Consider the following 23,765-nt stretch of genomic DNA (forward strand, 5'->3'; position numbering starts at 1 on the left):
TGGTCAGGTCAGGCGTCCCCGGTGGTGGCGAGGGCGCGGACCGCGTCCGCGAAGGCCTCGCCCCGCTTGTTGTAGTTGGTGAACATGTCCATCGAGGCGCAGGCCGGGGCGAGGAGCACCGTGTCCCCCGGTTGGGCGAGCCGGGTCGCCTCGCGGACCGCCTCGGACATCGCCCCAGTGTCGGTCCGGTCGAGGTCGACCACCGGGACCTCCGGGGCGTGTCGCGCCAGGGCTTCGCGGATCAGCGCGCGGTCGGCGCCGATCAGGACGGCCCCGCGCAAGCGCTTCGCCGACTTCGTCACCAGCTCGTCGAAGGTCGCGCCCTTGGCGAGTCCGCCGGCGATCCAGACGATGGGGTCGTAGGCCGCCAACGAGGCTTCGGCGGCGTGGGTGTTGGTGGCCTTGGAGTCGTCGACGTACGCGACTCCCTCGACCTCCTCGACCAGTTCGATGCGGTGCGGGTCGGGCCGGAAGGCCTTCAGCCCGTCCCGTACGGCCTTCGCGTCGACACCGAAGGCGCGGGCGAGGGCGGCCGCGGCGAGCGCGTTGGCGATGTTGTGCGGGGCCGGGGGCTGGACGTCGGAGACCTCGGCCAGCTCCTGGGCGTTCTTCTGCCGGTTCTCGACGAAGGCCCGGTCGACGAGGATGCCCTCGACGACGCCCAGTTCGGACGGGCCGGGGGTGCCGAGCGTGAAGCCGATGGCGCGGCAGCCCTCCTCGACGTCGGCCTCTCGGACCAGGTCCTCGGTGACCTTGTCCGCGACGTTGTAGACGCAGGCGACCTGGTTGCCCTCGTAGATCCGGCCCTTGTCGGCGGCGTACGCCTCCATCGAGCCGTGCCAGTCGAGGTGGTCGGGTGCCAGGTTGAGCACGGCGGCCGAGTGGACGCGGACGGACGGCGCCCAGTGCAGCTGGTAGCTGGACAGCTCGACGGCCAGCACGTCGTACCGCTCCTCGCCGAGGACGGCGTCGAGCAGCGAGACCCCGATGTTGCCGACGGCGGCGGTCCGCAGACCGGCCGCCTCCAGGATCGAGGCGAGCATCCGCACGGTCGTGGTCTTGCCGTTGGTGCCGGTGACCGCGAGCCAGGGGGCCGCGTCCGGGGTGCGCAGGCGCCAGGCCAGCTCGACGTCGCCCCAGACCTCCACGCCCGCCTCTGCGGCGGCCGTGAAGAGCGGCTTGTCGGGTCGCCAGCCGGGGGTGGTGACGATCAGCTCGGTGCCGGTCGGCAGGGTCGCCCCGTCGCCGAGACGGACGGTGATGCCCTCCGCCTCCAGTTCGGCGGCCTGCGCCCGGGAGCGCTCGTCGTCGCCGTCGTTGACGACGGTCACGACCGCGCCCAGGCCGTGCAGGACCCGGGCGGCCGGAATGCCGGAGACGCCGAGTCCCGCGACGGTGACCTTCTTGCCGTTCCAGTCGAGCTGTTCTGTCACTTCTCCGATGCCCATCCCGCGTAGAAGAGGCCCAGGCCCACGATCACGCACATGCCCTGGATGATCCAGAACCGGACGACGACCAGGACCTCGGACCACCCCTTGAGTTCGAAGTGGTGCTGGAGGGGAGCCATCCGGAAGACGCGCTTGCCGGTCATCTTGAACGAGCCGACCTGGATGACCACGGACATCGTGATCAGCACGAACAGGCCGCCGAGCAGGGCCAGCAGCAGCTCCGTACGGGAGCAGATGGCGAGACCGGCCAGCGCGCCGCCGAGGGCCAGCGAGCCGGTGTCGCCCATGAAGATCTTGGCGGGCGAGGTGTTCCACCACAGGAAGCCGAAGCAGGCGCCCATCAGGGCGGAGGCGACGACCGCGAGGTCGAGCGGGTCGCGCACCTCGAAGCAGGCGTTGGGGTTGGTCAGCGTCACCGCGTTGGCACAGGACTCCTGGAACTGCCAGAGCCCGATGAAGGTGTACGCGCCGAAGACCATCACCGAGGCGCCGGTGGCCAGACCGTCCAGACCGTCCGTCAGGTTCACGCCGTTGGACATGGCCAGGATCATGAAGAGCGCCCAGATCACGAACAGCACCGGGCCGATGGACCAGCCGAAGTCCGTGATGAAGGAGAGCTTCTCGGAGGCGGGCGTGAGCCCGCGCAGGTCCGCGAACTGCAGCGAGAGCACGGCGAAGGCGATGCCGACGATCAGCTGGCCGGCCATCTTCGCCTTCGCCCGCAGGCCCAGCGAACGCTGCTTGACGATCTTGATGTAGTCGTCGAGGAAGCCGACCAGGCCCATGCCGGCCATGAGGAACAGCACCAGGACGCCCGAGTACGTCGGGTCCTCACCGGTGATGACCTTGGCCAGGGCGTACGCGATGAGCGTGGCCAGGATGAAGGAGATGCCGCCCATGGTGGGCGTGCCCTTCTTCCCGGCGTGGCCGCGCGGGCCGTCGTCCCGGATGAACTGCCCGTACCCCTTGCGGGCAAGGAGCTTGATCAGCAGCGGGGTGCCGATCAGGGTCAGGAAGAGCCCGATGGCTCCCGCGAAGAGGATCTGCCTCATCGTCCGGCGACCTCGCCCTCGGTGTCGAGGAGCGCCAGGGCGACCTGTTCGAGACCGACCGACCTGGAAGCCTTCACAAGGACGACATCCCCCGGGCGCAGCTCACTGCGCAACAGGTCGACAGCCGCCTGCGCGTCGGACACGTGCACCGACTCCTCACCCCACGAACCCTCGTTATATGCGCCCAGTTGCAGCCAGGACGCTTCCCTGTCCCCGACCGCGACGAGCTTGCTGACGTTGAGCCGGACGGCGAGCCGTCCGACCGCGTCGTGCTCGACGAGCGATGCGTCACCGAGCTCGGCCATCTTGCCGAGCACCGCCCACGTACGAGCCCCTCGGGACTGTGCTGCCCTGCCCATGGACGCGAGCGCGCGCAGGGCGGCTCGCATGGACTCGGGGTTCGCGTTGTAGGCGTCGTTGACGATCGTCACGCCGTCCGGACGCTCGGTGACCTCCATGCGCCAGCGCGACAGGGTGCCGGCTTCGGAGAGCGCGGTGGCGATCTCTTCGACAGGCATGCCCAGCTCGTGCGCGACGGCGGCCGCGGCGAGCGCGTTCGACACGTGGTGCTCACCGTACAGGCGCAAGGTCACGTCGCTGCACCCGGTGGGTGTGTGAAGCCTGAAAGAAGGCTGTCCGCTCTCTGTGAGGAGGACGTTCTCGGCCCGTACGGCCGCTTCGTCCGCTTCGCCGAAGAGGATCACGCGGGCCTTGGTCCGGCTCGCCATGGCGCGAACCAGCGGGTCGTCGGCGTTGAGGACCGCCACCCCGCCCTCCTCGGCGGACGGCAGCGCCTCGACGAGCTCGCCCTTGGCCTCGGCGATCTGCTCCCGGCCGCCGAACTCGCCGATGTGGGCGGTGCCCACGTTGAGTACGAGGCCGATGCGGGGCGGGGTGAGGCCGGCGAGGTACCGGATGTGCCCGATGCCCCGGGCGCCCATCTCCAGGACCAGGTGCCGGGTCTCGTCGCTCGCGCGGAGCGCGGTGAGCGGCAGTCCGATCTCGTTGTTGAGGGAGCCGGGCGTCCACACGGTGGGTGCGTGCCGGTCGAGGACCTGGGCGATCAGGTCCTTCGTGGAGGTCTTGCCGGCCGAGCCGGTGAGGGCGACGACATCGGTGCCGAGCCGTTCGACGACCGCGCGGGCGAGGGCTCCCAGCGCGGCCTGCACGTCGTCCACGACGATCGCGGGGGCGCCGACGGGGCGGGCGGCGAGTACGGCCGCCGCTCCCGCCGCCACGGCGCGCTCCGCGTAGTCGTGGCCGTCGACGCGCTCGCCGGCGAAGGCGACGAAGAGGCTGCCTGGCCGCACCTCGCGGGAGTCGATGACGACGGGCCCGGTCACCCGGGTGGCCGGATCCGGTATGTCGTGCGTCTGCCCGCCGACGATTTCGGCGATCTCGGCGAGGGAGAGGGCGATCACTGCTTCATCCCTGACTGTTCTGGTGGCTGTCTGTGTCCTTGCCGCCCACCAGGGCGGCCCGGCCGTTCTGTTCGAGGATCGCCGCCTGGTCGACGATCGCCGCGCGCAGGACCAGGCGGTCGTCGAAGGGGCGGACCACCCCGGCGATCTCCTGGCCCTGTTCGTGGCCCTTGCCCGCGACCAGGACGGTGTCGCCCGGCTGCGCGCGGGCCACGGCGGCGGCGATGGCGGCGGCGCGGTCGGCGAGGACGAGGACCTCGCCCCGCTCCTCCGCGGGAACCTCCGCGGCGCCCGTGAGCATGGCGGCGAGGATCACGAGCGGGTCCTCGGAGCGGGGGTTGTCGGAGGTCAGGACGGCGGTGTCGGCGAGCCGGGCCGCGGCGGCGCCCATCGGGCCGCGCTTGGTGGTGTCCCGGTCGCCGCCGCAGCCGATGACCACGTGGAGCCGGCCCTCGGTGACCTCGCGCAGGGAGCGCAGGACCGATTCGACGGCGTCCGTCTTGTGGGCGTAGTCGACGACCGCGAGGTACGGCTGGCCGGCGTCGACCCGCTCCAGGCGGCCCGGTACGCCGGGCACGACGGCGATGCCGTCGGCGGCGCTCTTCGGTTCGAGGCCCGCGGTGGCGAGGGTGGCGATCGCGGCGAGGGTGTTGGCGACGTTGAACGGGCCGGGCAACGGGGCGGTGGCGGAGATCCGCTCGCCCTGCGGTCCGACGGCGGTGAACGTCGAGTCGTGGGAGCCGAGGACGAGGTCCTCGGCGCGCCAGTCGGCGTCGGCGCGGCCCTCGGCGGAGAAGGTGACGACCGGGACGGTCGCCTCCTTCGCGAGCCTGCGGCCGTACTCGTCGTCGAGGTTCACGACTCCGCGCCTGCTGCGCTCGGGGGTGAAGAGCGCGGCCTTGGCCCGGAAGTAGTCCTCCATGTCGGAGTGGAACTCCATGTGCTCCGGGCTGAGGTTGTTGAAGACGGCGACGTCGAAGACGCAGCCGTCGACCCGGCCGAGCACGAGGGCGTGGCTGGATACCTCCATGGCGACCGCCTCGACGCCCCGCTCGCGCATGACGGCGAAGAGCGCCTGGAGGTCGGTGGCCTCGGGGGTCGTCCGCTCCGACTTGATGCGCTCGTCGCCGATGCGCATCTCGACCGTGCCGACGAGACCGGTGCTCCGCCCGGCGCCGCGCAGGCCGCCCTCGACGAGGTAGGCCGTGGTGGTCTTGCCGGAGGTGCCGGTGATGCCGATCTGGAGGAGGTCGGCGCCGGGCCGCCCGTAGATCTCGGCGGCGAGCTCGCCCATCCGGCCACGTGGGTTCTCGACGACCAGGACCGGCAGGCCGGTCGCGGCGGCGCGCTCGGCGCCCGCCGGGTCGGTGAGGACCGCGGCGGCTCCGAGTCCGGCGGCCTGGGCGACGAAGTCGGCGCCGTGGAGGTGGGCGCCGGGCAGGGCCGCGTACACGTCCCCTGGGCGGACCGCCCGGGAGTCGTGCGTGATGCCCGTGACGGCGACGGGGTCGGAGCCGGCGCCGGGGGTTTCGACGCCCAGCTGTGCGGCCAGGTCGCCCAGGGGTGTCGGGCGGGCCTGCTCCGGCCGGGGCGGGGTGTTTCGGTACTGATCAGCGTGTGGCACGGCGGTGAGCGTACCGGGCTCACCCTGTACGGGGCCAAAAGAGCCCGGGGCGTCGCCGGAGTTCGATTTCCGGTTCCCGGAACGGTTGGTGATCGTTGTCACTGGTGCTCCCGGGGTGTCACGGGGTGGGGTCGAAGGTGACCGGCAGTCGGGCCGGTTCGCTGCCCGTGGGGGCGACGTGCAGGGTCTTGAGGGCGAACTCCATGACCTTCTTGTAGATGGGGCCACAGATCTGGCCGCCGAAGTAGCTGCCCTTGGTGGGGTTCTGGATGGCGCAGTAGACGGTGATCTGCGGGTCGTCGGCGGGGGCGAAGCCGGCGAAGGACGCGGTGTATCCCTTGTAGCGGCCGAGCTCGGGGTCGACGCGGTTGGCGGTGCCGGTCTTGCCCGCGACGCGGTAGCCGGGGATGGCGGCGCGGGTGCCGGTGCCTTCCCGGTCGTCGACGACGGACTCCAGCATCTTGGCGAGGGTGTCGGCGGTCTTCTCGCTGACGACCCGGCTCTCCTTGGCCGCGGGCGCCGGGGTGAAGCGGCCGTCGGGTCCCTTGGTGCCGCGGACGAGGGTCGGTTCGACGCGTACGCCTCCGTTGGCGATGGTCGAGTAGACCGAGGCGGCCTGCATCGCGCTGACGGAGAGGCCCTGGCCGAAGGGGATCGTGTACTGCTGCGAGGTCGACCAGTCCTCGGGCTTGGCGAGGATGCCCGGGGTCTCCCCCGGGTAGTCGAGTCCGGTGGGGCTGCCGATGCCGAACTTGCGCAGGTAGGAGTTGAGGACCCGGTTGGACTCGGCCTGGGTGGAGCCGAGCTGGCCGGTGGCGAGGATGGTGCCGATGTTGCTGGACTTGGCGAGGACGCCGTTGAGGGTCAGGTACCAGGTCTTGTGGTCGACGTCGTCCTTGAAGAGCCGGTCGCCGCGGTGGAGCCGGTTGGGGACGGTGACATGGGTCTGGGGGGTCGCCTTGCCCTCCTCCAGGACGGCGGCCATGGACATGACCTTGCTGGTGGAGCCGGGCTCGTAGGCGTCCTGGAGGGCGGCGTTGCCCATGGAGGCGGCGTTGGCGGCGGAGAGGTCGTTGGGGTCAAAGCCGGGGGCGTTGGCCATGGCGAGGACCTCGCCCGTCCTCGTGTTCTGCACGACGACGTACCCGCGGTCGGCCTTGGACTTCCTCACCTGCTCGGTGATGGCCTGCTGGGCGGCCCACTGGATGTCCCGGTCGATGGTGAGCTCGATGTCGGAGCCGGGGACGGCCGGAGTGCCCTGGGAGCCGGCGGTGGGGACCTGGCGGCCGCCGGACTCGGTGAAGCGGACCTTGCCGTCCTGGCCGGCGAGCTCCGGGTCGAGCATGGACTCCACGCCGCCTGCGCCCCGGCCCTCGGCGTTGACGTATCCCAGTATCCCGGCGGCGAGCTCGCCGTTCGGGTACACGCGCTTGGTGCTCGGCTCGCTGAGGACCCCGCCGAGCAGGTTGACGCCGTTGCCGCCCGTGGCGCGGGCCTTCTCCCCGTAGACCTTCCTGAGGTCCTTGATCTGGTTCCAGACCTGCGGGGTCTGCTTGCGGGCGAGCAGGGTGTAGCGGGACTTGGGGGTGCGGAGCTTCTTCGCGAGCTCGGCGGGCTCCTTGCCCAGGATCGGGGCGAGGAGCGCGGCGGCCTGCTCGGGGGCGTCGGGGACCTTGGACTCCGCGGGCGTGAAGAGCTTCGGGTCGGCGGTGATGTCGTACGCGTCGACGCTGGCGGCGAGCGCGATGCCGTTGCGGTCGGTGATCTCGCCCCGCTCGGCGGAGAGCGTGTACTCCTGGAAGCGGTACTTGTCGGCCTTGGCGGCGTACGCGCTGGCGTCGACGGCCTGGACCTGGAGCAGCCGGACCACGAAGACCAGCATGACGAGGGTCAGGCCGAGGGAGATGAGCCGGAGCCGGGGCCGGGGGCTGCCGAGCCGGATGGTGCGGGGCTGCCGGGCCGGGGGCCTCGGCGCGGGGCGCTTCGCGGCCGGGCGTGGCGCGGGGCGCGGGGCGGGACGGGGCGGGCGGGCTCCGGTGGAGGCGGGCCGGGGGCGCGCGGACCCGGCGGGTCCGGGGACGCGGCGGCGCGGGGGCTCCTTGGGGGGCACTGCTCGGTCACCTGCCGGAGGTCGTCGGGGCGGTCTCGGTCTCGGTCTTCTTCGGGGCGGTGGTGGTGGCGTTCGTCGCGCCGGTGCTCGCGGGCGGCGCGGTGGTCCTCGCGGTCGGGGTGGGGCTGGGCTTCGGGGAGACCGCGGCGGAGGGCACGCCGAGCACCTTGCCGTCCGGGCCGAGGAAGGCGGGGCTGCCGCCCGGGACCATGCCGAGCTCGCGGGCCCGCCGCTCCAGGGCGTCGGGGGCCGCGTAGTCGTCCACGTCCCGCTGGAGGGCCTGCTCCTCGTCGGTGAGCTCGGTGGTCCGCTCCTCAAGCTCGCGCAGCTTGAAGGAGCCCTGGTTGAGGGCCGAGTTCAGCAGGAGCAGGGTGATGAGCCCGCCGCCGAGGAGCACGAAGACGAGCAGGACGAAGGGGGTGCGGGCGGCCGAGCTCGGCCCCGACGGCATGAGCCGTCCGAGTCGCGCGGCCCGCCCTTTGAGCGGCCCCTTCGCCGTGCTCACAGCACGTCCTCCCGGATGCGCTGCGCGCCGCGGAGCCGGGCGGGAGCGGCGCGCCGGTTCTCGGCGACCTCTTCCTCGGTGGGGAGCTCGGCGCCCCGGGTCAGCAGCTGCAGGCGCGGCTGGTACTTCTCGGGGACCACCGGGAGTCCGGGCGGGGCGGTGGTCGCGGCGCCGGCCGCGAAGACCTGCTTGACCAGCCGGTCTTCCAGGGAGTGGTACGAGAGGACGGCGATCCGGCCGCCGACGGCGAGGGCCTTCACCGCCGCCGGGATCGCCCGCTCCAGGACCGTGAGCTCGCCGTTGACCTCGATGCGCAGGGCCTGGAAGGTCCGCTTGGCCGGGTTGCCGCCGGTGCGCTTGGCCGCCTGGGGCAGGGAGTCGCGGATGAGCTCGACGAGCCGGGCGCTGTTGCTGAAGGGTTCCTTCTCCCGCTCGCGCACGACCGCGGAGACGATGCGCTTGGCCTGCTTCTCCTCGCCGTAGGCGCGGAGGATGCGGACCAGCTCGCCGGGCGCGTAGGTGTTGAGGACCTCGGCGGCGCTGATGCCGGTCGTCTGGTCCATGCGCATGTCGAGCGGGGCGTCCTGGGCGTAGGCGAAGCCGCGGTCGGCCTCGTCCAGCTGCATGGAGGAGACGCCCAGGTCGAAGAGGACGCCGTCCACCGTGGGGATGCCGAGCCGGTCGAGGACCTCGGGCAGTTCGTCGTAGACCGCGTGGACGAGCGTGGCGCGCTCCCCGTAGGGGGCGAGGCGCTCGCCGGAGAGCCGGAGCGCCTCCTTGTCCCGGTCGAGGGCGACGAGCCGCGCCTCGGGGAAGCGCCGGAGCAGGGCCTCACTGTGTCCGCCGAGGCCCAGGGTGCAGTCGACGACGACCGCGCCGGGGCGCTCCAGTGCGGGGGCCAACATGTCCAGGCACCGCTGGAGCATCACCGGGACGTGTCGGTCGTTGCTCAATGCGCCCTCTCAGATCCGGCGCGGTGGTACGTACCGCCGGGCTCCCGCCCCGCCTCAGTCCACCGCGCGAGCGGGGAGGAGGCCGAGCCGTAGGTACCGCCGCACACACGGGGGAGAAACCGCGGAAATCGCTCGATGTCTCCGTGAACTTCGCGTCACTTTAGTCCACGGGACCCGACGGTCAATCAACCGGCTGGCGCGTCGCACGGAGCCGGCGGACCGGGCGGACATTCCGGACGGCTCACTCGTTCGGGGGCCAGGCCCCTCACACCTGTGGGTTAGCTCACAACAAGGCTCATTGACGTTCTTTGTCCGCTCTCACAGCGGGCCCGGCGACCCTGTGACCGTTAACGTCGGAACCATGTCGACCTCCGCGCACCCTTCTGCCGACGCCATACCCGCCGCAGGCACGGTCACCGACCGTCTCGTCCAGGCGAACGAGCGCTACGCCGCCGACTTCACCGACCCGGGAATGGACGCGCGGCCCGTGCTGCGCGTCGCCGTCGTCGCCTGTATGGACGCCCGTCTCGACCTGCACGCGGCCCTGGGCCTCGAACTCGGCGACTGCCACACCATCCGCAACGCGGGTGGCGTCGTGACCGACGACGTGATCCGGTCCCTCACGATCAGCCAGCGCGCCCTCGGCACGCGCAGCGTGATGCTGGTCCACCACACGGGCTGCGGTCTCGAATCGCTCACCGAGGACTTCCGGCACGAGCTGGAGGACGAGGTCGGCCAGCGGCCGGCCTGGGCGGTCGAGGCCTTCCGTGACGTGGACCAGGACGTCCGCCAGTCGATGCAGCGGGTGCGGACCTCCCCCTTCCTGCTGCACGCGGACGACGTCCGGGGCTTCGTGTTCGACGTGACGACGGGCCTGCTCCGCGAGATCGACCCGGCGTAGTCGACCCGGCATAACGGATCAAACCCTGGCATGTCACCCGCACTTGTCCACAGGCGAGTGACACGACCGGCCCCGGCAACAAGAATGCTCGGGTGACACCCCCCGAAACATTCAGCGGGGGCAGGTGTCCCTGTTCCGGAAGGCCGAGGAGGGCCGGGTGACGACCTATGACGATCGAGCGAGCCTCACTGATCTGACCACCACCGTGGAGCGTGTCCGCAGGTCGGTGGAGGGTGTGATCGAGGGCAAGCCCGAGGTCGTACGGCTTTCGCTGACCGTGCTGCTCGCCGAGGGACACCTCCTCATCGAGGATGTCCCCGGCGTCGGCAAGACCATGCTCGCCAAGACGCTGGCGCGGTCCATCGACTGCTCGGTGCGCCGCATCCAGTTCACCCCCGACCTGCTGCCCTCGGACATCACGGGCGTGTCGATCTTCGACCAGCAGCGGCGGGACTTCGAGTTCAAGCCGGGCGCGATCTTCGCCCAGATCGTGATCGGCGACGAGATCAACCGCGCCTCGCCGAAGACCCAGTCCGCGCTCCTGGAGTCCATGGAGGAGCGGCAGGTCACGGTCGACGGCCAGACCTACGAGCTGCCCAGCCCGTTCATGGTCGTCGCCACGCAGAACCCGGTCGAGATGGAGGGCACCTACCCGCTGCCCGAGGCCCAGCGCGACCGCTTCATGGCCCGGGTCTCCATCGGCTACCCGAGCGCCGAGGCCGAGCTCCAGATGCTCGACGTGCACGGCTCGGTCTCCCCGCTGGACGACCTCCAGCCGGTCGCCCACGCCCACGACATCGTGAAGCTGATCGAGGCGGTGCGCGCGGTCCACGTCGCCGACGCCGTCCGCCGGTACGCGGTCGACATCGTCGCCGCCACCCGCACCCACGCCGACCTGCGGCTCGGCGCCTCCCCCCGGGCCACGCTCCACCTGCTGCGGGCCGCCAAGGCCTCCGCCGCGCTCAGCGGCCGCGAGTACGTGCTCCCCGACGACCTCCAGGCCCTCGCCGCGCCGGTCCTCGCCCACCGGCTGCTGCCGACGGCACAGGCCCAGCTGAACCGGCGCACCGCCGAGCAGGTCGTCCAGGACATCCTGCAGCGCACCCCCGTCCCGGCCACGGCCCCGCCCGCCGGACCGCTCTACGGCCAGCAGCAGCCCGGCGGCCGGCGGCTGTGATGACGACCGCTGCCGTGCCGGACGGGCAGCGGGGCGACGACGACCGGGGCGGTCTGCGGGCCGCCTTCGGCGGTCTCACCACCCGCGGCCGCTCCTTCCTCGCCGCCGGGGTGGCCGCCGCCGTCTGCGCGTACGTCCTCGGCCAGGCCGATCTGCTGCGCGTCGGGCTGCTGCTCGCCGCCCTGCCGCTGATCTGCGTCCTCGTACTGCACCGCACCCGCTACCGGGTCGCGGCCTCCCGCCGCCTCACCCCGCAGCGGGTGGAGGCGGGCGCCGAGGCCCGGGTCCAGCTGCGGATGGAGAACGTCTCCAAGCTCCCCACCGGTCTCCTCATGCTCCAGGACCACGTGCCGTACATGCTGGGGCCCCGCCCCCGCTTCGTCCTCGACCGGGTCGAGGCGGGCGGCCGGCGCGAGGTGTCCTACCGGGTCCGCTCCGACCTGCGCGGACGCTTCCCGCTCGGCCCGCTCCAGCTGCGGCTCAACGACCCCTTCGGGATGTGCGAGCTGACCCGCGCCTTCAGCGCGTACGACACCCTCACCGTCGTTCCGCGCACCGAGGCGCTGCCTGCGGTGAAGCTCGCCGGCGAGGCCACGGGGTACGGCGACGGGCACCAGCGCTCCCTCGCGCTCGCCGGCGACGACGACGTCATCCCGCGCACCTACCGCCACGGCGACGACCTGCGCCGGGTGCACTGGCGCTCCACCGCCCGCTACGGCGAGCTGATGGTCCGCCGCGAGGAGCAGCCGCAGCGGGCCCGCTGCACCGTGCTCCTCGACACCCGCCGGGTCGCCTACCAGGGCACCGGCCCCGACTCCGCCTTCGAGTGGGCGGTCTCCGGCGCCGCCTCCTCCCTGGTGCACATGCTGGAGCGCGGCTACGCGGTCCGGCTGCTCACCGACACCGGCAGCGCGGTGCCCGGCGAGGGCTCCGACGGCTTCGCCGGATCGGCGCAGGACTCGGCCGACACGGCCGGTCTGATGATGGACACCCTCGCGATCGTCGACCACTCCGAGGGGGCCGGGCTCTCCCGCGCCTCCGACGTGCTGCGCGGCGGCAACGAAGGCCTGCTCATCGCCTTCCTCGGCGACCTCGACGAGGAGCAGACCGCCCTCACCGCCCGGATGCGCGGGCGGACCGGCGCGGCCGTCGCCTTCGTCCTGGACTCGGGCACCTGGCTGACCGGCGGCGCGGTCGCCGGGGCTGTCGAGGACCGCGTACGGCAGCTGCGCGAGGCGGGGTGGACGGCGCTGGCCGTGCCGGCCGGCGCCAAGGTCGCCGACCTGTGGCAGCAGGCGGCCGGAGCCCGTGCGGAATCCGCCGCCGACACCTACGGAGGTTGGTCATGAGCGGCCGCGCGCGGCTGACCCTCGCCGCCTGGGGCGCCACCCTGATGGCGGCCGGAGCGCTGCTCCCGCTGGTGAAGCCGGCGACCTGGATCTTCACGGCGGCCTTCGTCCTCGCCCTGGTGAGCGGCGTGGGCACGCTGGCCCGGCGGGTGCCGCTGGCCCGGCCGCTGACGCTGCTCGCCCAGGCGGTCGTCGTGCTGCTCGCGCTGACCCTGTTCTTCGCCCGCGAGCAGGCGATCCTCTGGCTGATCCCCGGCCCGCAGGCCCTCGCGTACACCTCCGAGCTGTTCCGGGCGGGCGTCGAGGACGTCGGCCGGTACGCGATCCCCGCGCCGGACACCGCGGGCATCCGGCTCATGCTCGTCGGTGGCGTGGTCGCGATCGGGCTCCTGGTGGACGCGCTCGCGGTCACCTTCCGCAGGGCGGCCCCGGCCGGTCTTCCGCTGCTCGCGCTGTACTCGGTGGCCGCCGGGCTCTCCGGCGGCGGGGCGGGCTGGCTCTGGTTCCTCCTCGCGGCCTCCGGCTATCTGCTGCTGCTCCTCGCGGAGGGCCGTGACCGGCTCTCCCAGTGGGGGCGGGTCTTCGGCGGCGCGCAGCGTTCGGGCCGGCCCGGCTCCTCGGTAGCGAGTGGCGGTCCCGCCTTCGCCCCGGTCCGCACCGGCCGCCGGATCGGCGTCGTCGCCATGGGCGTCGCCATGGTGGTGCCGCTCGCGCTGCCGGGTCTCTCCGGCGGTCTGTTCGGCGGCAGCGGCGGCGCGGGGGGTGCCGGGGGCGGCAAGGGCGGCACCGTCTCGGCCGTCAACCCGCTGGTCTCGCTCCAGGAGAATCTGCGCCAGCCGGAGGATCGGGAGGTCCTGCGCTACCGGACCAACGCCCGCGACACCAGCGGCCTGTACCTGCGGCTCGTCGCCCTCGACCAGTTCGACGGCGCCTCGTGGAAGTCCTCGGTCCGCCCGATCGAGGACGTGCCCAAGCAGCTGCCGTGGCCCCAGGGGCTCGCCCAGAGCGTCCGGATCACCGAGGTGACCAGCAACTTCGTCGCCTCCGACGCGTACGAGCAGAAGTGGCTGCCCATGCCGTACCCGGCCGGCCGGGTCGACATCGGCGGCAGCTGGCGGTTCGAGCCGGCCGGCCGGATGATCGTCGGCGACAACGACCAGACGACCCGCGGCGCCCGCTACCAGGTCTCCAGCCTGGACGTTCAGCCCTCGTCCGCGCAGCTGGCGGCGGCCGGTCCCGCCCCGGAGAAGCTTCGCGCGGAGTACACCAAGGTCCCCGAGTCCCTGCCCGCCGACGTGAGGGCGACGGCGCTCGACGTGACGAAGGGCGCGCGCAACGACTACGAGCGGGCGGTGAAGCTCCAGGACTGGTTCGCCGAGGACGGCGGCTTCCGCTACGACGTCGAGGTGGGGTCCGGCACCGGGGCGCAGGCGATCTCACGCTTCTTGAAGGAAAAGGAGGGCTTCTGCGTCCACTTCTCCTTCTCCATGGCGGCGATGGCCCGCTCGCTCGGCATCCCCGCGCGGGTGGCCGTCGGCTTCATGCCGGGCACGACGCAGACCGACGGCTCCGTCTCGGTGGGCATCCGGGACGCGCACGCCTGGCCCGAGCTGTACTTCGAGGGTGCGGGCTGGACCCGGTTCGAGCCCACTCCGTCGCGGGGCTCCACCCCGGCGTACACCCGGACGAACACGCCCTCGGGTACGGCCACCGGTCCCGCGCAGCCCCAGCAGAGCGCCTCGGCGCAGCCGTCCGCCGCGCCGAGCGCCTCGGAGAGCTGCACGCCGCAGATGCGGAGGCTCGGCGACTGCGGTCCGGACGCGGCGGTGGCCGGTGCGGAGTCGGACGGTTCCGGTCCGGATCCGCTCAAGGTGGTGCTGATCTCCCTGGGTGTGCTCGTGGTGCTCGCCCTGCCGTTCCTTCCGATGCTCTGGCGGACCCGGGTGCGGGGCCGGCGGCTCGGCTCGGACGGCGCTCGCGCCCCCGAGGACCTGGCGGCGCGGACGCTCGCGGTCTGGCAGGAGATCAACGACACGGCCTGGGACTACGGGGTCGAGCCGGACGAGTCGCGGACGCCGAGAAAGACGGCGGCGCGGATCGTCCGGCTGGGTGAGCTGCGGGGCGAACCGGCGGACGCGGTGCACCGGGTGGCCGGTGCGGTGGAGGAGGTGCTCTACTCGCCCCGGCCCCGGCCTGCCACGGGTCTCGCCGAGGAGGCCGTCCGGATCCGGGCGGGATTCCACGCGAGCGCCGGCCGCAAGGCCCGCCTTCGCGCCCGTCTGGCCCCGCGTTCGGCCGTCCGTCTCCGCTGGGCGGCCTCGGAGCGCTGGTCGTCCGTGACGACGGCGTGGTCGCTGCGGCGGCACACGCTGGTCTCTCGCGTGACGACCCCGTTCCGCCGCACGTCCCGCGAGGCCGGCTAGGACACCAGGGCCGGGGGCTCGTCCGAGTCCCCGGCCCCGCCTTGCCCGCCCTTGCGCCTTCCCCGCCTTACGCGCCTTACGCGCCTTACGCGCCTTGCCCGCCCTGCCCGCCCCGTCGGCCGGTGGCCGATCGTCCGCTCGGCGGGGCGGGTGGGCACACGACCGAGCCCCGCAGGGCGTCGCGCTTCTGGGCGCGGGCCTGCGGGGCTCGGTCGTGCAAGGGTGCGGGGCTGCCGCTCAGGGGGCCGTCAGTGGCCGCCGCCCTGTTGTTCGTCGCGGCGGCGCTGCCACCGCTCCTCGATGCGGTTCATGGTGGAGCGTCGCTGCCGGGTCTGGCGGCCACTGGCCGCCGTCCCACCCGCGGCCTGCTGCTCACCCGGCTTGGGCGCCTTGCGCCATCCGGTGACCGCCAGGACCGCGCAGCCCAGCATGACGAGGAATCCCACCACGCTGATCCAGATCTGCTGTGCGACCATTCCGGCCATGAGGAGCGCGATACCCACCAGGAAGCCGGCGACTGCCTGGTAAACCCGTCGTCGGGTGTACGTACGCAGTCCGCTTCCCTCGAGCGCTGTCGCGAACTTGGGATCTTCGGCGTACAGCGCTCGCTCCATCTGCTCGAGCATTCGCTGCTCGTGCTCCGAGAGCGGCACGGAGTCCTCCTAGTCGTCGGTCGCGGGGGCGACCGGTTTGCGGCCCTTTCAGGATAGGCAGGGAATCGCCCCCGTGAAACCCGCCCACAATGCCGAATAGCCAATCCGGGCCGCCATGCGGTTCGGTTGCTGAGGCGTTGATTCCCCGGCGCCATCTCCGTCATGCCGGATGGTGTCCCCCGATCATACGGGGCGGAACCCCTCATCGGGCGGGCTGTGGCGTACTCCATCGACGCCTGCGGCCCGCACCGGCGGACGGGTGCCGGTGGCTGTCAGGCGCGCTTCTCGCCGAGAACGTGCAGCTGGGTGGCGATGGCGTGGAAGGAGGGCAGCTCGGCGGCGGCGGCCTCCAGCTTGAGCAGGGCCTCGGCCGCACCCGGCTCGGTGTCGACGAGGACGCCCGGAACCAGGTCGGCGAAGACCCGGACGCCGTGCACGGAGCCGACCTCGAGTCCGGCCTCCGCGGCCAGCTCGGTGAGCTGCTCGGCGGTGAAGCGCCGGGGTACGGGGTCGCCCGCTCCCCAGCGGCCCGCCGGGTCGGTGAGCGCGTGCCGGGCCTCGGTGAAGTGCCCGGCGAGGGCGCGGGCCAGGACGGCGCCGCCGAGCCCGGCGGCGAGGAGGCTGAGACTGCCGCCGGCGCGGAGCGCGGCGACCGCGTTCCGCACGCCCTCGGCGGGGTCGTCGACGTACTCCAGGACGCCGTGGCAGAGCACGGTGTCGTACCCCTCGCGCCCGACCACCTCGAAGAGGCCGCGGACGTCTCCCTGGACACCGGTGACCCGGTCGGCGACCCCGGCCTCGGCGGCGCGGCGCTCCAGCGCGAAGAGCGCGTTGGGGCTGGGGTCGACGACGGTGACCCGGTGACCGAGGCGCGCCACCGGCACCGCGAAGTTCCCGGAGCCGCCGCCCGTGTCGAGGACATCGAGGCTGTCCTTCCCGGTGGCCTTGACCCGGCGGTCGAGGGCGTCCTTGAGGACGTCCCAGACGACGGCGGTACGCAGGGAGGCGCGCGACGGGCGCGACGACGCCTCTCGACCGAAGACAGGGGAAGGGTCCGGCACGGCTGTTGACTCCTCGGTGACGGGTACGGACGCTCCCCACCCTATGGCCTCGGACCTGCGTTTCGGATCATCCGTCGGCCTCTCCCGTCCCTGGCTGGCGGGGCAGCACCGGCTGGAGGACGAGCAGTCTCTCGACCAGCCGGAGGAAGAGGGCGGCGTCCCTGAGCAGGTCGTCGGCCTCGCGCCGGCTCGCCGCGCTGGTGATGCCGGCCTCGGCGCGGGCCCTGCGCTGGGCTCCGGAGGCGAAGAGCGCGCTCCACTCGGTCAGCTCGGGTGCGAGCTGGGGCAGCAGCTCCCAGGCGCTCCTTATCCGCTGCCGGTGACGGGGGGTGGTCTCGGGCCTGCCCCGGGCGGCGAGCACGGCGGCCGCGGCGCGCAGGGCGGCGAGGTGGGCGGTGGCGTACCGCTCGTGGGGCCGGTCGAGGGCGGCGGCCTCGACGAGGCCGGTGCGGGCCTTGGCGAGCAGGTCGAGGGCGGCGGGCGGGGCGGTCGCGCGGCGGGGGACGGGGTGGACGTCGGACGCGGGTCCGGACCGCGCGGGGGCGGTGCGGCCTCCCTCGTGGCCCCCGGTTTCGGAGATGCCCCCGGGGCGGCGGCGGGGCGCGGCTGCTGCGGATGGACTGGCCATGACGAGCCTCCTGTCGTCGCGTGACGGCTCTGTGGCCGTATGTGCCCATCGTGCAGGGCCCCACTGACAATCCGGCTGACCTGGGCTTTTGCCTGATCGCCTACCCAGGGGTAACTTTTGCACTGACCAGTCAGTTCAAAAATGGGGAAGTGGGGGGTGGGCCCATGGGAGCGGAGGCGGACGAGCAGCCGCACGGCGCCGCAGTCGTCGCGGACGGCTTCGGGCTGAAGGGACCGCGCGGCTGGGCCTTCCGGAAGGTCTCCTTCCGTGCCGGGCCGGGCACGCTGGTGGCGATCGAGGGCCCGTCCGGCTCGGGCCGTACGTGCCTGCTGCTCGCACTCACCGGCCGTATGAAGGCCACGGAGGGACACGCCGAGGTCGGCGGGGTACGACTGCCCCGCAAGCTGGGCGCCGTCCGCCGGATCAGCGCGCTCGGCCACGTGCCCGGCGTCAGCGAACTGGACCCCGCCTTCACCGTCGCCGAGCACCTCCGCGAGCGGGCCCTGCTCCAGCGCCGCTTCGACGGTTCGGTACGGGCGTTCCTGCGGCGCCCTGCCGAGCGGGCGGCGGCGGCCAGGGCCCGGATCGACGAGGCCGTGGCGGCCGCCGGTCTCGACCTGGCCGCCCTGCCGAAGGGCGAGCGCACCTCCGTACGGGACCTGGAGCGGCTCGAAGCGCTGCGGCTCTCGATCGCCCTGGCCCTGGTCGGCCGGCCCCGGCTGCTCGCCGTGGACGACACGGACCTGAAGCTCTCGGACGCCGACCGGGCCGAGGCCTGGGCGCTGCTGCGCGCGGTGGCCGAGGCCGGGACGACCGTCCTCGCCGTCTGCTCCGAGGCCCCGGAGGACGCCCTGCGGATCACCGCGGGCACGGGGTCCGCGGACCAGCCGGAGGAGCCGGAGGAGCCGGAGGAGCCGGAGGAGCCCGCAGAGCGCACCGGGCCCACCGAGTCCGCGGAGTCCGCGGTGCCCGCCGAGCCGAAGTCCGCCGCGGAACCCGCGCCCGAGGACACGCCCGAGGACACCGGGCCCGAGGCCGGGACCGGAACCGGGACCGCCGGAACCGCGACCGCCGCGGCCGCCACCGCAGACACCACAGACACCGGCACCGCCGCCACCAGCACCACCGAAGACGACACCGAGGAGGGGGCGGCCGATGCGCTCGCCGAAACTGGCCGCGCTTGAGCTGAAGCGCTTCGGCAGGGGAAAGCTGCCGCGCGCCGCGCTCGTCGCGATCCTGCTGCTGCCACTGCTCTACGGCGCGCTGTACCTGTACTCGTTCTGGGACCCGTACAGCAGGCTCGACAAGATCCCCGTCGCCCTCGTCAACGAGGACCGGGGCGCCACCGCCGACGGCAAGAAGATCAACGCCGGTGACGACATCGCCGAGGGGCTCCTGGAGAGCAACACCTTCGCGTGGCACCGGGTGAGCGACGCCGAGGCCCGCAAGGGCGTCGAGGACGGGACGTACTACCTGTCCCTGACCATGCCCGGCGACTTCAGCTCGCGCATCGCCTCCAGCTCCGGCGACTCCCCCGAGACCGGCGCCCTCCGGGTCCGTACGAACGACGCCAACAACTACATCGTCGGCCAGATCTCCCGGACGGTCTTCTCCGAGGTGCGGACCGCGGCCTCCACCAAGTCCTCGCGCACCTTCCTCGACAAGATCTTCATCTCCTTCTCCGACATCCACGACGCCACCGCGAAGGCCGCCAAGGGCGCGGGCGACCTCAAGCAGGGTGTGGACAAGGCGAAGAAGGGCTCGAAGGACCTGGCGAACGGCCTCAAGGACGCCAAGACCGGCAGCGGCGACCTGGCCGCCGGACTGAAGAAGCTCGACAAGGGCGCCAAGGACCTGGAGAGCGGCTCCCGCAAGGTCGCGAACGGCACGCAGTCGCTCGCCGACAAGGTGAACGGCAACGCCGACAAGGTCCGCCCCTACCTGGCGAACAACGGCAGGTCGATCCGCGACACCGCCCGGCTCGTCTCGGACTCCGCCACCGCGGTCCGCCACAACCTCGACGACCTGGTGAAGCGCGCCCCGGTGATCCGCAGCGCGGCGCACGTGGCCGACGACGGGCTGGCCAAGGCCCACCAGGAGGAGTGCGTGGCGAAGCCGGAGGCCGCCGCCGAGTTCCCCACCGTCTGCGCCAAGCTCAAGGAGGCCTCGGTCACGGCCGGCGACGTCGCCACCATCGCGGACGACGTCCACGAGCTGACCAAGGGCAGCAAGGGCGACCTCAAGACCCTCGACGCGCGGCTCGTGAAGCTCACGACGCAGGCCGACGAGCTGGCCCGCCGCGCCCCGCACCTCGACGAGGACGTCGAGGACGCCATCCGGAAGATCAACGAGCTCAACGCGGGCGCGAAGAAGGTCGCCGCCGGCGCGGAGAAGCTGCACACCGGCATCACCGGCGCCAAGACCGGCTCCGTGAACCTCGACACCGGCGTCGGCAAGCTCAAGAAGGGCGCGGGCGACCTCGACGGCGGTCTGTTCAAGCTGGCCGACGGCTCGGGCACCCTCGCCTCCGGCCTGAAGGACGGGGTCGACCGGATCCCCGACTACGACGAGAAGGACCGCGACCGGCGTACGGAGGTCATGGCCGACCCGGTGCAGCTGGCCTCCCAGTCCCTGCACAAGGCGCCGAACTACGGCACGGGTTTCGCCCCGTACTTCATCCCGCTCTCCCTCTGGGTCGGCGCCATGGTCGCGTACATGATCATCCAGCCGCTGAACCGCCGCGCCCTCGCCGCCGGCGGCTCCGCCTGGCGGATCGCGCTGGCGGGCTGGCTCCCGGTGGCGGCGATCGGCATCCTCCAGGTCGCGGCCCTCATGTCGGTCCTGCACTGGGGCCTCGGCCTCCAGATGACCAGGGCCGCCGGCACGGTCGGCTTCCTCGCCCTGGTGACCTGCTGCTTCGCCGCGATCATCCAGTGGCTCAACGCCCGCTTCGGCGCGGCCGGCCGGATCCTCGTGCTCGCGGTGCTGATGCTCCAGCTGACCTCGGCGGGCGGCACGTACCCCGTCCAGACCAGCCCGGGCTTCTTCAACGCCGTCCACCCCTTCCTGCCGATGACCTACGTGGTCGAGGCGCTGCGCCGGCTGATCACGGGCGGCGGGATCGGGCCCGTCTGGGAGGCCTGTGCGGTGCTGACCGCGTTCACCCTGGGCGCCCTGGCCCTGACCGCCGTCTCCGCCCGCAAGCGGCAGGTCTGGACGCTCGACCGCCTCCACCCCGAGCTGACCCTGTGAGACCGGGCCGGTGACACCCGCGACACCTGTGAGAATCGACCCCATGGACAGCAGCAGCACCCGACGCCAGGCCACCCGCGCGAAGCTCTACGAGGCGGCCGTCACCCTCATCGCGGAGCAGGGCTTCTCCGCGACGACGGTGGACGAGATCGCGGAGCGGGCCGGGGTGGCCAAGGGCACGGTCTACTACAACTTCAAGAGCAAGACCGAGCTCTTCGAGGAGCTGCTGCGGCACGGGGTCTCCCTGCTCACCGCCTCGCTGCGGACGGCGGCGGAGGAGACCGACGAGCGCGGCGGGAGCCGGGTCGACGCGCTGGACGCGATGATCCGGGCCGGGCTGGTCTTCATCGACCGCTACCCGGCCTTCACCCAGCTGTACGTGGCCGAGCTCTGGCGCACCAACCGGGCCTGGAACTCGACGCTCCTGGTGGTCCGCCAGGAGGCCGTCGCGGTGGTCGAGGGGGTCCTGCGGGACGGCGTCGCGGCCGGTGAGCTGAGCGAGGACATCGACGTCCAGCTGACGGCGGCGGCGCTGGTCGGGATGGTGCTCGTGGCGGCGCTCGACTGGCAGGCCTTCCAGAGCGAGCGTTCGCTCGACGACGTGCACGCGGCGCTCTCGCGCCTGCTGCACGGCCGGGTCGGCGGCCGCTAGCCCGCGCCGCACACCCGCCCTCTCCTCCCCGTACGAGTCCCCCGTCCCCCTCCCCTTCCGCTGTCCCCCTCCTCCCCTTCCGCACCACGCGAAAAGGCCGGTGCGGCGAGGCTCGATCCCCCCGAGCCTCGCCGCACCGGCTTTCTTCATCGCGTGCACCCCCGTGCACATCCCCCGTGGCACATCCCCCGTGCCCCGTGTCGGTAGGCGCGCGGCCCCGTTCCGCAGCCCCGTGCCGGCGGTACCGGAGCCGCGCCCCTTCCGTGGACACCACTCTTCCGTCCGGACGCCCCGGATCCCATCCGCGTACCTACTCATCTCGCCCTCTAGGTACGGATACTCAGTCCTGGTTACGATCGCGGGCGTGTCGGTACTCCCCCTGGTGTTCACCAGCGGCTGGGCGAGCGGGATCAACGCGTACGCGGTGGTCCTGCTGTTCGGCGTCTTCGGCGCGACCGGGCTCACCGACGAGGTGCCCGAGTCCTTGCAGCGCACGGATGTCCTCGTCGTCGCGGGCGTGCTGTTCCTGTGCGAGGCGGTGGCGGACAAGATCCCGTACGTCGACTCGGCCTGGGACTCCGTCCACACCGTGATCAGGCCGATCGCGGGGGCCGTGGTCGGCGCCCTGCTGGCCGGGCAGAACGGTTCGCTGCCCGAGCTGGCGGCCGGTGCGGTCGGCGGCTCGACGGCCCTCCTCAGCCACTTCGTCAAGGCCGGGACGAGGATGGCGGTCAACACCTCGCCGGAGCCGTTCTCCAACGTCGCGCTCAGCCTGGCGGAGGACCTCGGGGTGGCCGCGATCGTCACCTTCGCGATCTTCAACCCGGTGGCGGCCGCGACCATCGCGGCCGTCCTGCTCGCCCTCGGCCTGGCGATACTGTTCGTCCTCGCCCAGCAGATCCGCCGCTTCCTGCGCCGCCGGTCCCAGCGCCGTGAGGAGAGACACCTCATGGACGCCGCCGCGGGGAGACGTGCGCGGACGCAGCCCCCACCGGACGAGTCCGACCACTTCTGAGCCGCCTCCGGCCGCCCTTCCGAGGCCACTGCCCACCGACCTCCGGCGGTGTCCGACCCGCCGGATAGGGTCGCTGACATGGCACGGATTGTGGTGATCGGCGCGGGACTCGGCGCCATGGCGGCGGCGGCCCGACTGGCCGTGGCGGGCCACCGGGTGACGGTGTACGAGCGGACGGGGACGTACGGCGGGGCGGTCGGCCGTTTCGCGCGCGAGGGCTTCGCCTTCGACACCGGCCCCGGACTGCTGCATCTGCCCGCCGTCTACCGGGACCTGTTCGTGAAGACCGGCAAGGAGCCCCTGGAGGAGTGCGTCGCGCTCGCCCAGGTCGATCCGGCGAGCCGTCACGTCTTCGCCGACGGCACGCGCGTCGACCTGCCGAACGCCTCCCGGGCCGGCACGGTCGCCGCCCTGGACGCGGCGCTCGGCGCGGGCGCGGGCGAGCGCTGGGGCGACTTCCTGGTGCGGGCCCGCGAGGCCTGGGACCGGACCCGGCGCCCGCTCCTGGAGGAGCCGCAGCCGGCCGACCCGGCCCCGCTGGCCAGGGAGCCCTACCCGGCACTCAAGGCGGGCCTGTTGCGGCGCCCGACGACGACGCTCGCCCAGGTGGGTGCGCGGGAGCTGCGCGACCCCCGGCTCGCCGCGCTGCTCGACGCGTACGCGTGGTCGTACGGCTTCGACCCGGCGACCGCTCCCGCCTCCGCCGTCGTCCTGCCGTACATGGAGCAGACCTTCGGCAGCTGGTACGTGTCCGGGGGCATCCGGGCGCTGGCCGACGCGGTCTTCGAGCGGTGCCGGAAGCGGCGCGTGGAGTTCGTGTTCGACACGCCGGTCGAGGGCGTCCCGGAGAAGGACGGCCGGGCGGTCGGCGTCCGGCTGGCCGGGGGCGAGACGGTCGAGGCCGACCACGTGGTCTCCGGGGCACCGGTGCCCGCGCTCTACGAGGAGCACGTCGTCGAGGGGGGCCACGGCGACGACCGGCCGCACCATCAGACGAACCGGACGGGCCGGGTGACGGTCTGTCTGGCCCTGCGCGGAGCCCGGGAGGCGGAAGCGGTCCACCGTACGGTCGTGCACGCGGCCGGCGAGCGGCCGACCGTGACGGTGCTTCGGCCGGACGACCCGGCGCTGCGGCCCGACGCGGAGCACGAGTCGGTGACGGTCACGGCGACCGTCCGCACCTCTCCGGAGCTGGACCGGGACTGGGGCCGGGACGGGGAGGCCTTCGCCGACCGGATGGTCGAGGCGGCCGCCCAGGCGGTGCCGGGGCTGCGCGAGCGGCTGCTGTGGCGGCACGTCCGCACCCCGGAGGACGTACGGCGGGACACCGGGTCGGCCGAGGTGCCGGGCCCCGCGCTCGCCGGCGCCCGCGGCCTGCTCCTTCCGGCCGCCAACCGCTCCCCGCTGCCGGGGCTCTGGTTCGCGGGTGGCTGGTCCCACCCCGGCGGCGGGCTCGCCCACGCGGGCATGTCGGGCGCGTTGGTGGCGGGCCTCATCGTGGAGGGCGCGGACTTCCGCGGCTCGCAGTAGGCCCGCCGGGG

Annotated in this window: 19 protein-coding genes; 9 read left to right on the forward strand and 10 right to left on the reverse strand. The window is 73.0% G+C overall.

What is annotated here, in order from left to right; all coding sequences use genetic code 11:
- Positions 1–8: 8 nt before the first annotated feature.
- Genes murD through rsmH form a run of 7 tightly spaced genes read right to left on the reverse strand, consistent with a single transcriptional unit; the run spans position 9 to position 9,113 of the window.
- Positions 9–1,448: a UDP-N-acetylmuramoyl-L-alanine--D-glutamate ligase gene (gene murD / locus OG361_RS10845; RefSeq protein WP_405853130.1), complete on the reverse strand. Its 1,440-nt coding sequence runs from the start codon at positions 1,446–1,448 to the stop codon at positions 9–11.
- The gene (gene mraY, locus OG361_RS10850; protein WP_405853131.1) at positions 1,430–2,500 is read right to left on the reverse strand and encodes a phospho-N-acetylmuramoyl-pentapeptide-transferase; all 1,071 of its coding nucleotides are present in this window, start codon (positions 2,498–2,500) and stop codon (positions 1,430–1,432) included. Before mraY ends, murD begins: the two co-directional genes overlap by 19 nt.
- Positions 2,497–3,921: a UDP-N-acetylmuramoyl-tripeptide--D-alanyl-D-alanine ligase gene (murF, locus tag OG361_RS10855; protein WP_405853132.1), complete on the reverse strand. Its 1,425-nt coding sequence runs from the start codon at positions 3,919–3,921 to the stop codon at positions 2,497–2,499. The genes mraY and murF overlap by 4 nt, the downstream gene beginning before the upstream one ends.
- A 4-nt stretch (positions 3,922–3,925) precedes the next feature.
- Positions 3,926–5,647, reverse strand: coding sequence for a UDP-N-acetylmuramoyl-L-alanyl-D-glutamate--2,6-diaminopimelate ligase (locus tag OG361_RS10860; protein ID WP_405853133.1), 1,722 nt, complete (start codon positions 5,645–5,647; stop codon positions 3,926–3,928).
- 16 nt (positions 5,648–5,663) lie between these two features.
- Entirely contained in the window at positions 5,664–7,655 is a 1,992-nt protein-coding gene (locus OG361_RS10865) for a peptidoglycan D,D-transpeptidase FtsI family protein (RefSeq protein ID WP_405853134.1), read from the reverse strand.
- Positions 7,656–7,662: 7 nt separating this feature from the next.
- Positions 7,663–8,160, reverse strand: coding sequence for a septum formation initiator family protein (locus tag OG361_RS10870; protein WP_405853135.1), 498 nt, complete (start codon positions 8,158–8,160; stop codon positions 7,663–7,665).
- Positions 8,157–9,113, reverse strand: coding sequence for a 16S rRNA (cytosine(1402)-N(4))-methyltransferase RsmH (gene rsmH / locus OG361_RS10875; protein ID WP_405853136.1), 957 nt, complete (start codon positions 9,111–9,113; stop codon positions 8,157–8,159). The genes OG361_RS10870 and rsmH overlap by 4 nt, the downstream gene beginning before the upstream one ends.
- A gap of 361 nt (positions 9,114–9,474) precedes the next feature.
- Here rsmH and OG361_RS10880 point away from each other — a divergent pair, with 361 nt between their 5' ends.
- From OG361_RS10880 to OG361_RS10895, 4 genes are all read left to right on the forward strand, one after another.
- The gene (locus OG361_RS10880; RefSeq protein WP_405853137.1) at positions 9,475–10,014 is read left to right on the forward strand and encodes a beta-class carbonic anhydrase; all 540 of its coding nucleotides are present in this window, start codon (positions 9,475–9,477) and stop codon (positions 10,012–10,014) included.
- Positions 10,015–10,171: 157 nt separating this feature from the next.
- Complete coding sequence (locus OG361_RS10885; protein WP_405853138.1) at positions 10,172–11,191, forward strand: AAA family ATPase; 1,020 nt, start codon at positions 10,172–10,174, stop codon at positions 11,189–11,191.
- Positions 11,191–12,540: a DUF58 domain-containing protein gene (locus OG361_RS10890; RefSeq protein WP_405853139.1), complete on the forward strand. Its 1,350-nt coding sequence runs from the start codon at positions 11,191–11,193 to the stop codon at positions 12,538–12,540. The genes OG361_RS10885 and OG361_RS10890 overlap by 1 nt, the downstream gene beginning before the upstream one ends.
- Positions 12,537–14,963 carry a DUF3488 and DUF4129 domain-containing transglutaminase family protein gene (locus tag OG361_RS10895; protein WP_405853140.1) on the forward strand — a complete coding sequence of 809 codons (2,427 nt, stop codon included), beginning with the start codon at positions 12,537–12,539 and terminating at the stop codon, positions 14,961–14,963. The genes OG361_RS10890 and OG361_RS10895 overlap by 4 nt, the downstream gene beginning before the upstream one ends.
- Before the next feature lie 248 nt (positions 14,964–15,211).
- On the opposite strand, the gene OG361_RS10900 is transcribed toward OG361_RS10895, so the two are convergent.
- From OG361_RS10900 to OG361_RS10910, 3 genes are all read right to left on the reverse strand, one after another.
- Positions 15,212–15,616, reverse strand: a complete 405-nt coding sequence (locus tag OG361_RS10900; RefSeq protein ID WP_405853141.1) for a DUF3040 domain-containing protein — start codon at positions 15,614–15,616, stop codon at positions 15,212–15,214.
- Between the two features lie 272 nt (positions 15,617–15,888).
- Positions 15,889–16,677 (reverse strand): methyltransferase, encoded by a 789-nt coding sequence (locus OG361_RS10905; RefSeq protein WP_405853142.1) that lies wholly within the window; start codon positions 16,675–16,677, stop codon positions 15,889–15,891.
- Between the two features lie 67 nt (positions 16,678–16,744).
- Positions 16,745–17,305: an SAV_6107 family HEPN domain-containing protein gene (locus OG361_RS10910; protein ID WP_405853143.1), complete on the reverse strand. Its 561-nt coding sequence runs from the start codon at positions 17,303–17,305 to the stop codon at positions 16,745–16,747.
- A gap of 164 nt (positions 17,306–17,469) precedes the next feature.
- On the opposite strand from OG361_RS10910, the gene OG361_RS10915 reads away from it, so the two are divergent.
- The 5 genes from OG361_RS10915 (at position 17,470) to OG361_RS10935 (ending at position 23,754) form a co-directional block, all read left to right on the forward strand.
- The gene (locus tag OG361_RS10915) at positions 17,470–18,489 is read left to right on the forward strand and encodes an ATP-binding cassette domain-containing protein (RefSeq protein ID WP_405853144.1); all 1,020 of its coding nucleotides are present in this window, start codon (positions 17,470–17,472) and stop codon (positions 18,487–18,489) included.
- Positions 18,461–20,557: a YhgE/Pip family protein gene (locus OG361_RS10920; protein WP_405853145.1), complete on the forward strand. Its 2,097-nt coding sequence runs from the start codon at positions 18,461–18,463 to the stop codon at positions 20,555–20,557. Before OG361_RS10915 ends, OG361_RS10920 begins: the two co-directional genes overlap by 29 nt.
- Positions 20,558–20,600: 43 nt before the next feature.
- Positions 20,601–21,209: a TetR/AcrR family transcriptional regulator gene (locus tag OG361_RS10925; protein WP_384576824.1), complete on the forward strand. Its 609-nt coding sequence runs from the start codon at positions 20,601–20,603 to the stop codon at positions 21,207–21,209.
- Between the two features lie 364 nt (positions 21,210–21,573).
- Positions 21,574–22,224, forward strand: coding sequence for a DUF4126 domain-containing protein (locus OG361_RS10930; RefSeq protein WP_405853146.1), 651 nt, complete (start codon positions 21,574–21,576; stop codon positions 22,222–22,224).
- A gap of 78 nt (positions 22,225–22,302) precedes the next feature.
- A complete protein-coding gene (locus tag OG361_RS10935; protein ID WP_405853147.1) occupies positions 22,303–23,754 on the forward strand; it encodes a phytoene desaturase family protein in 1,452 nt (483 codons plus the stop codon).
- Positions 23,755–23,765 lie beyond the last annotated feature (11 nt).

The organism is Streptomyces sp. NBC_00090 (assembly GCF_045160815.1).
Taxonomy (GTDB): domain Bacteria; phylum Actinomycetota; class Actinomycetes; order Streptomycetales; family Streptomycetaceae; genus Streptomyces.

Coding starts and splice junctions, on each gene's coding strand:
- murD (WP_405853130.1), bottom strand. CDS start 1,448: ATGGGCATCGGAGAAGTGACAGAACAGCTCGACTGGAACGGCAAGAAG.
- mraY (WP_405853131.1), bottom strand. CDS start 2,500: ATGAGGCAGATCCTCTTCGCGGGAGCCATCGGGCTCTTCCTGACCCTG.
- OG361_RS10880 (WP_405853137.1), top strand. CDS start 9,475: ATGTCGACCTCCGCGCACCCTTCTGCCGACGCCATACCCGCCGCAGGC.
- OG361_RS10890 (WP_405853139.1), top strand. CDS start 11,191: ATGACGACCGCTGCCGTGCCGGACGGGCAGCGGGGCGACGACGACCGG.
- OG361_RS10895 (WP_405853140.1), top strand. CDS start 12,537: ATGAGCGGCCGCGCGCGGCTGACCCTCGCCGCCTGGGGCGCCACCCTG.
- OG361_RS10910 (WP_405853143.1), bottom strand. CDS start 17,305: ATGGCCAGTCCATCCGCAGCAGCCGCGCCCCGCCGCCGCCCCGGGGGC.
- OG361_RS10915 (WP_405853144.1), top strand. CDS start 17,470: ATGGGAGCGGAGGCGGACGAGCAGCCGCACGGCGCCGCAGTCGTCGCG.
- OG361_RS10920 (WP_405853145.1), top strand. CDS start 18,461: ATGCGCTCGCCGAAACTGGCCGCGCTTGAGCTGAAGCGCTTCGGCAGG.
- OG361_RS10925 (WP_384576824.1), top strand. CDS start 20,601: ATGGACAGCAGCAGCACCCGACGCCAGGCCACCCGCGCGAAGCTCTAC.
- OG361_RS10935 (WP_405853147.1), top strand. CDS start 22,303: ATGGCACGGATTGTGGTGATCGGCGCGGGACTCGGCGCCATGGCGGCG.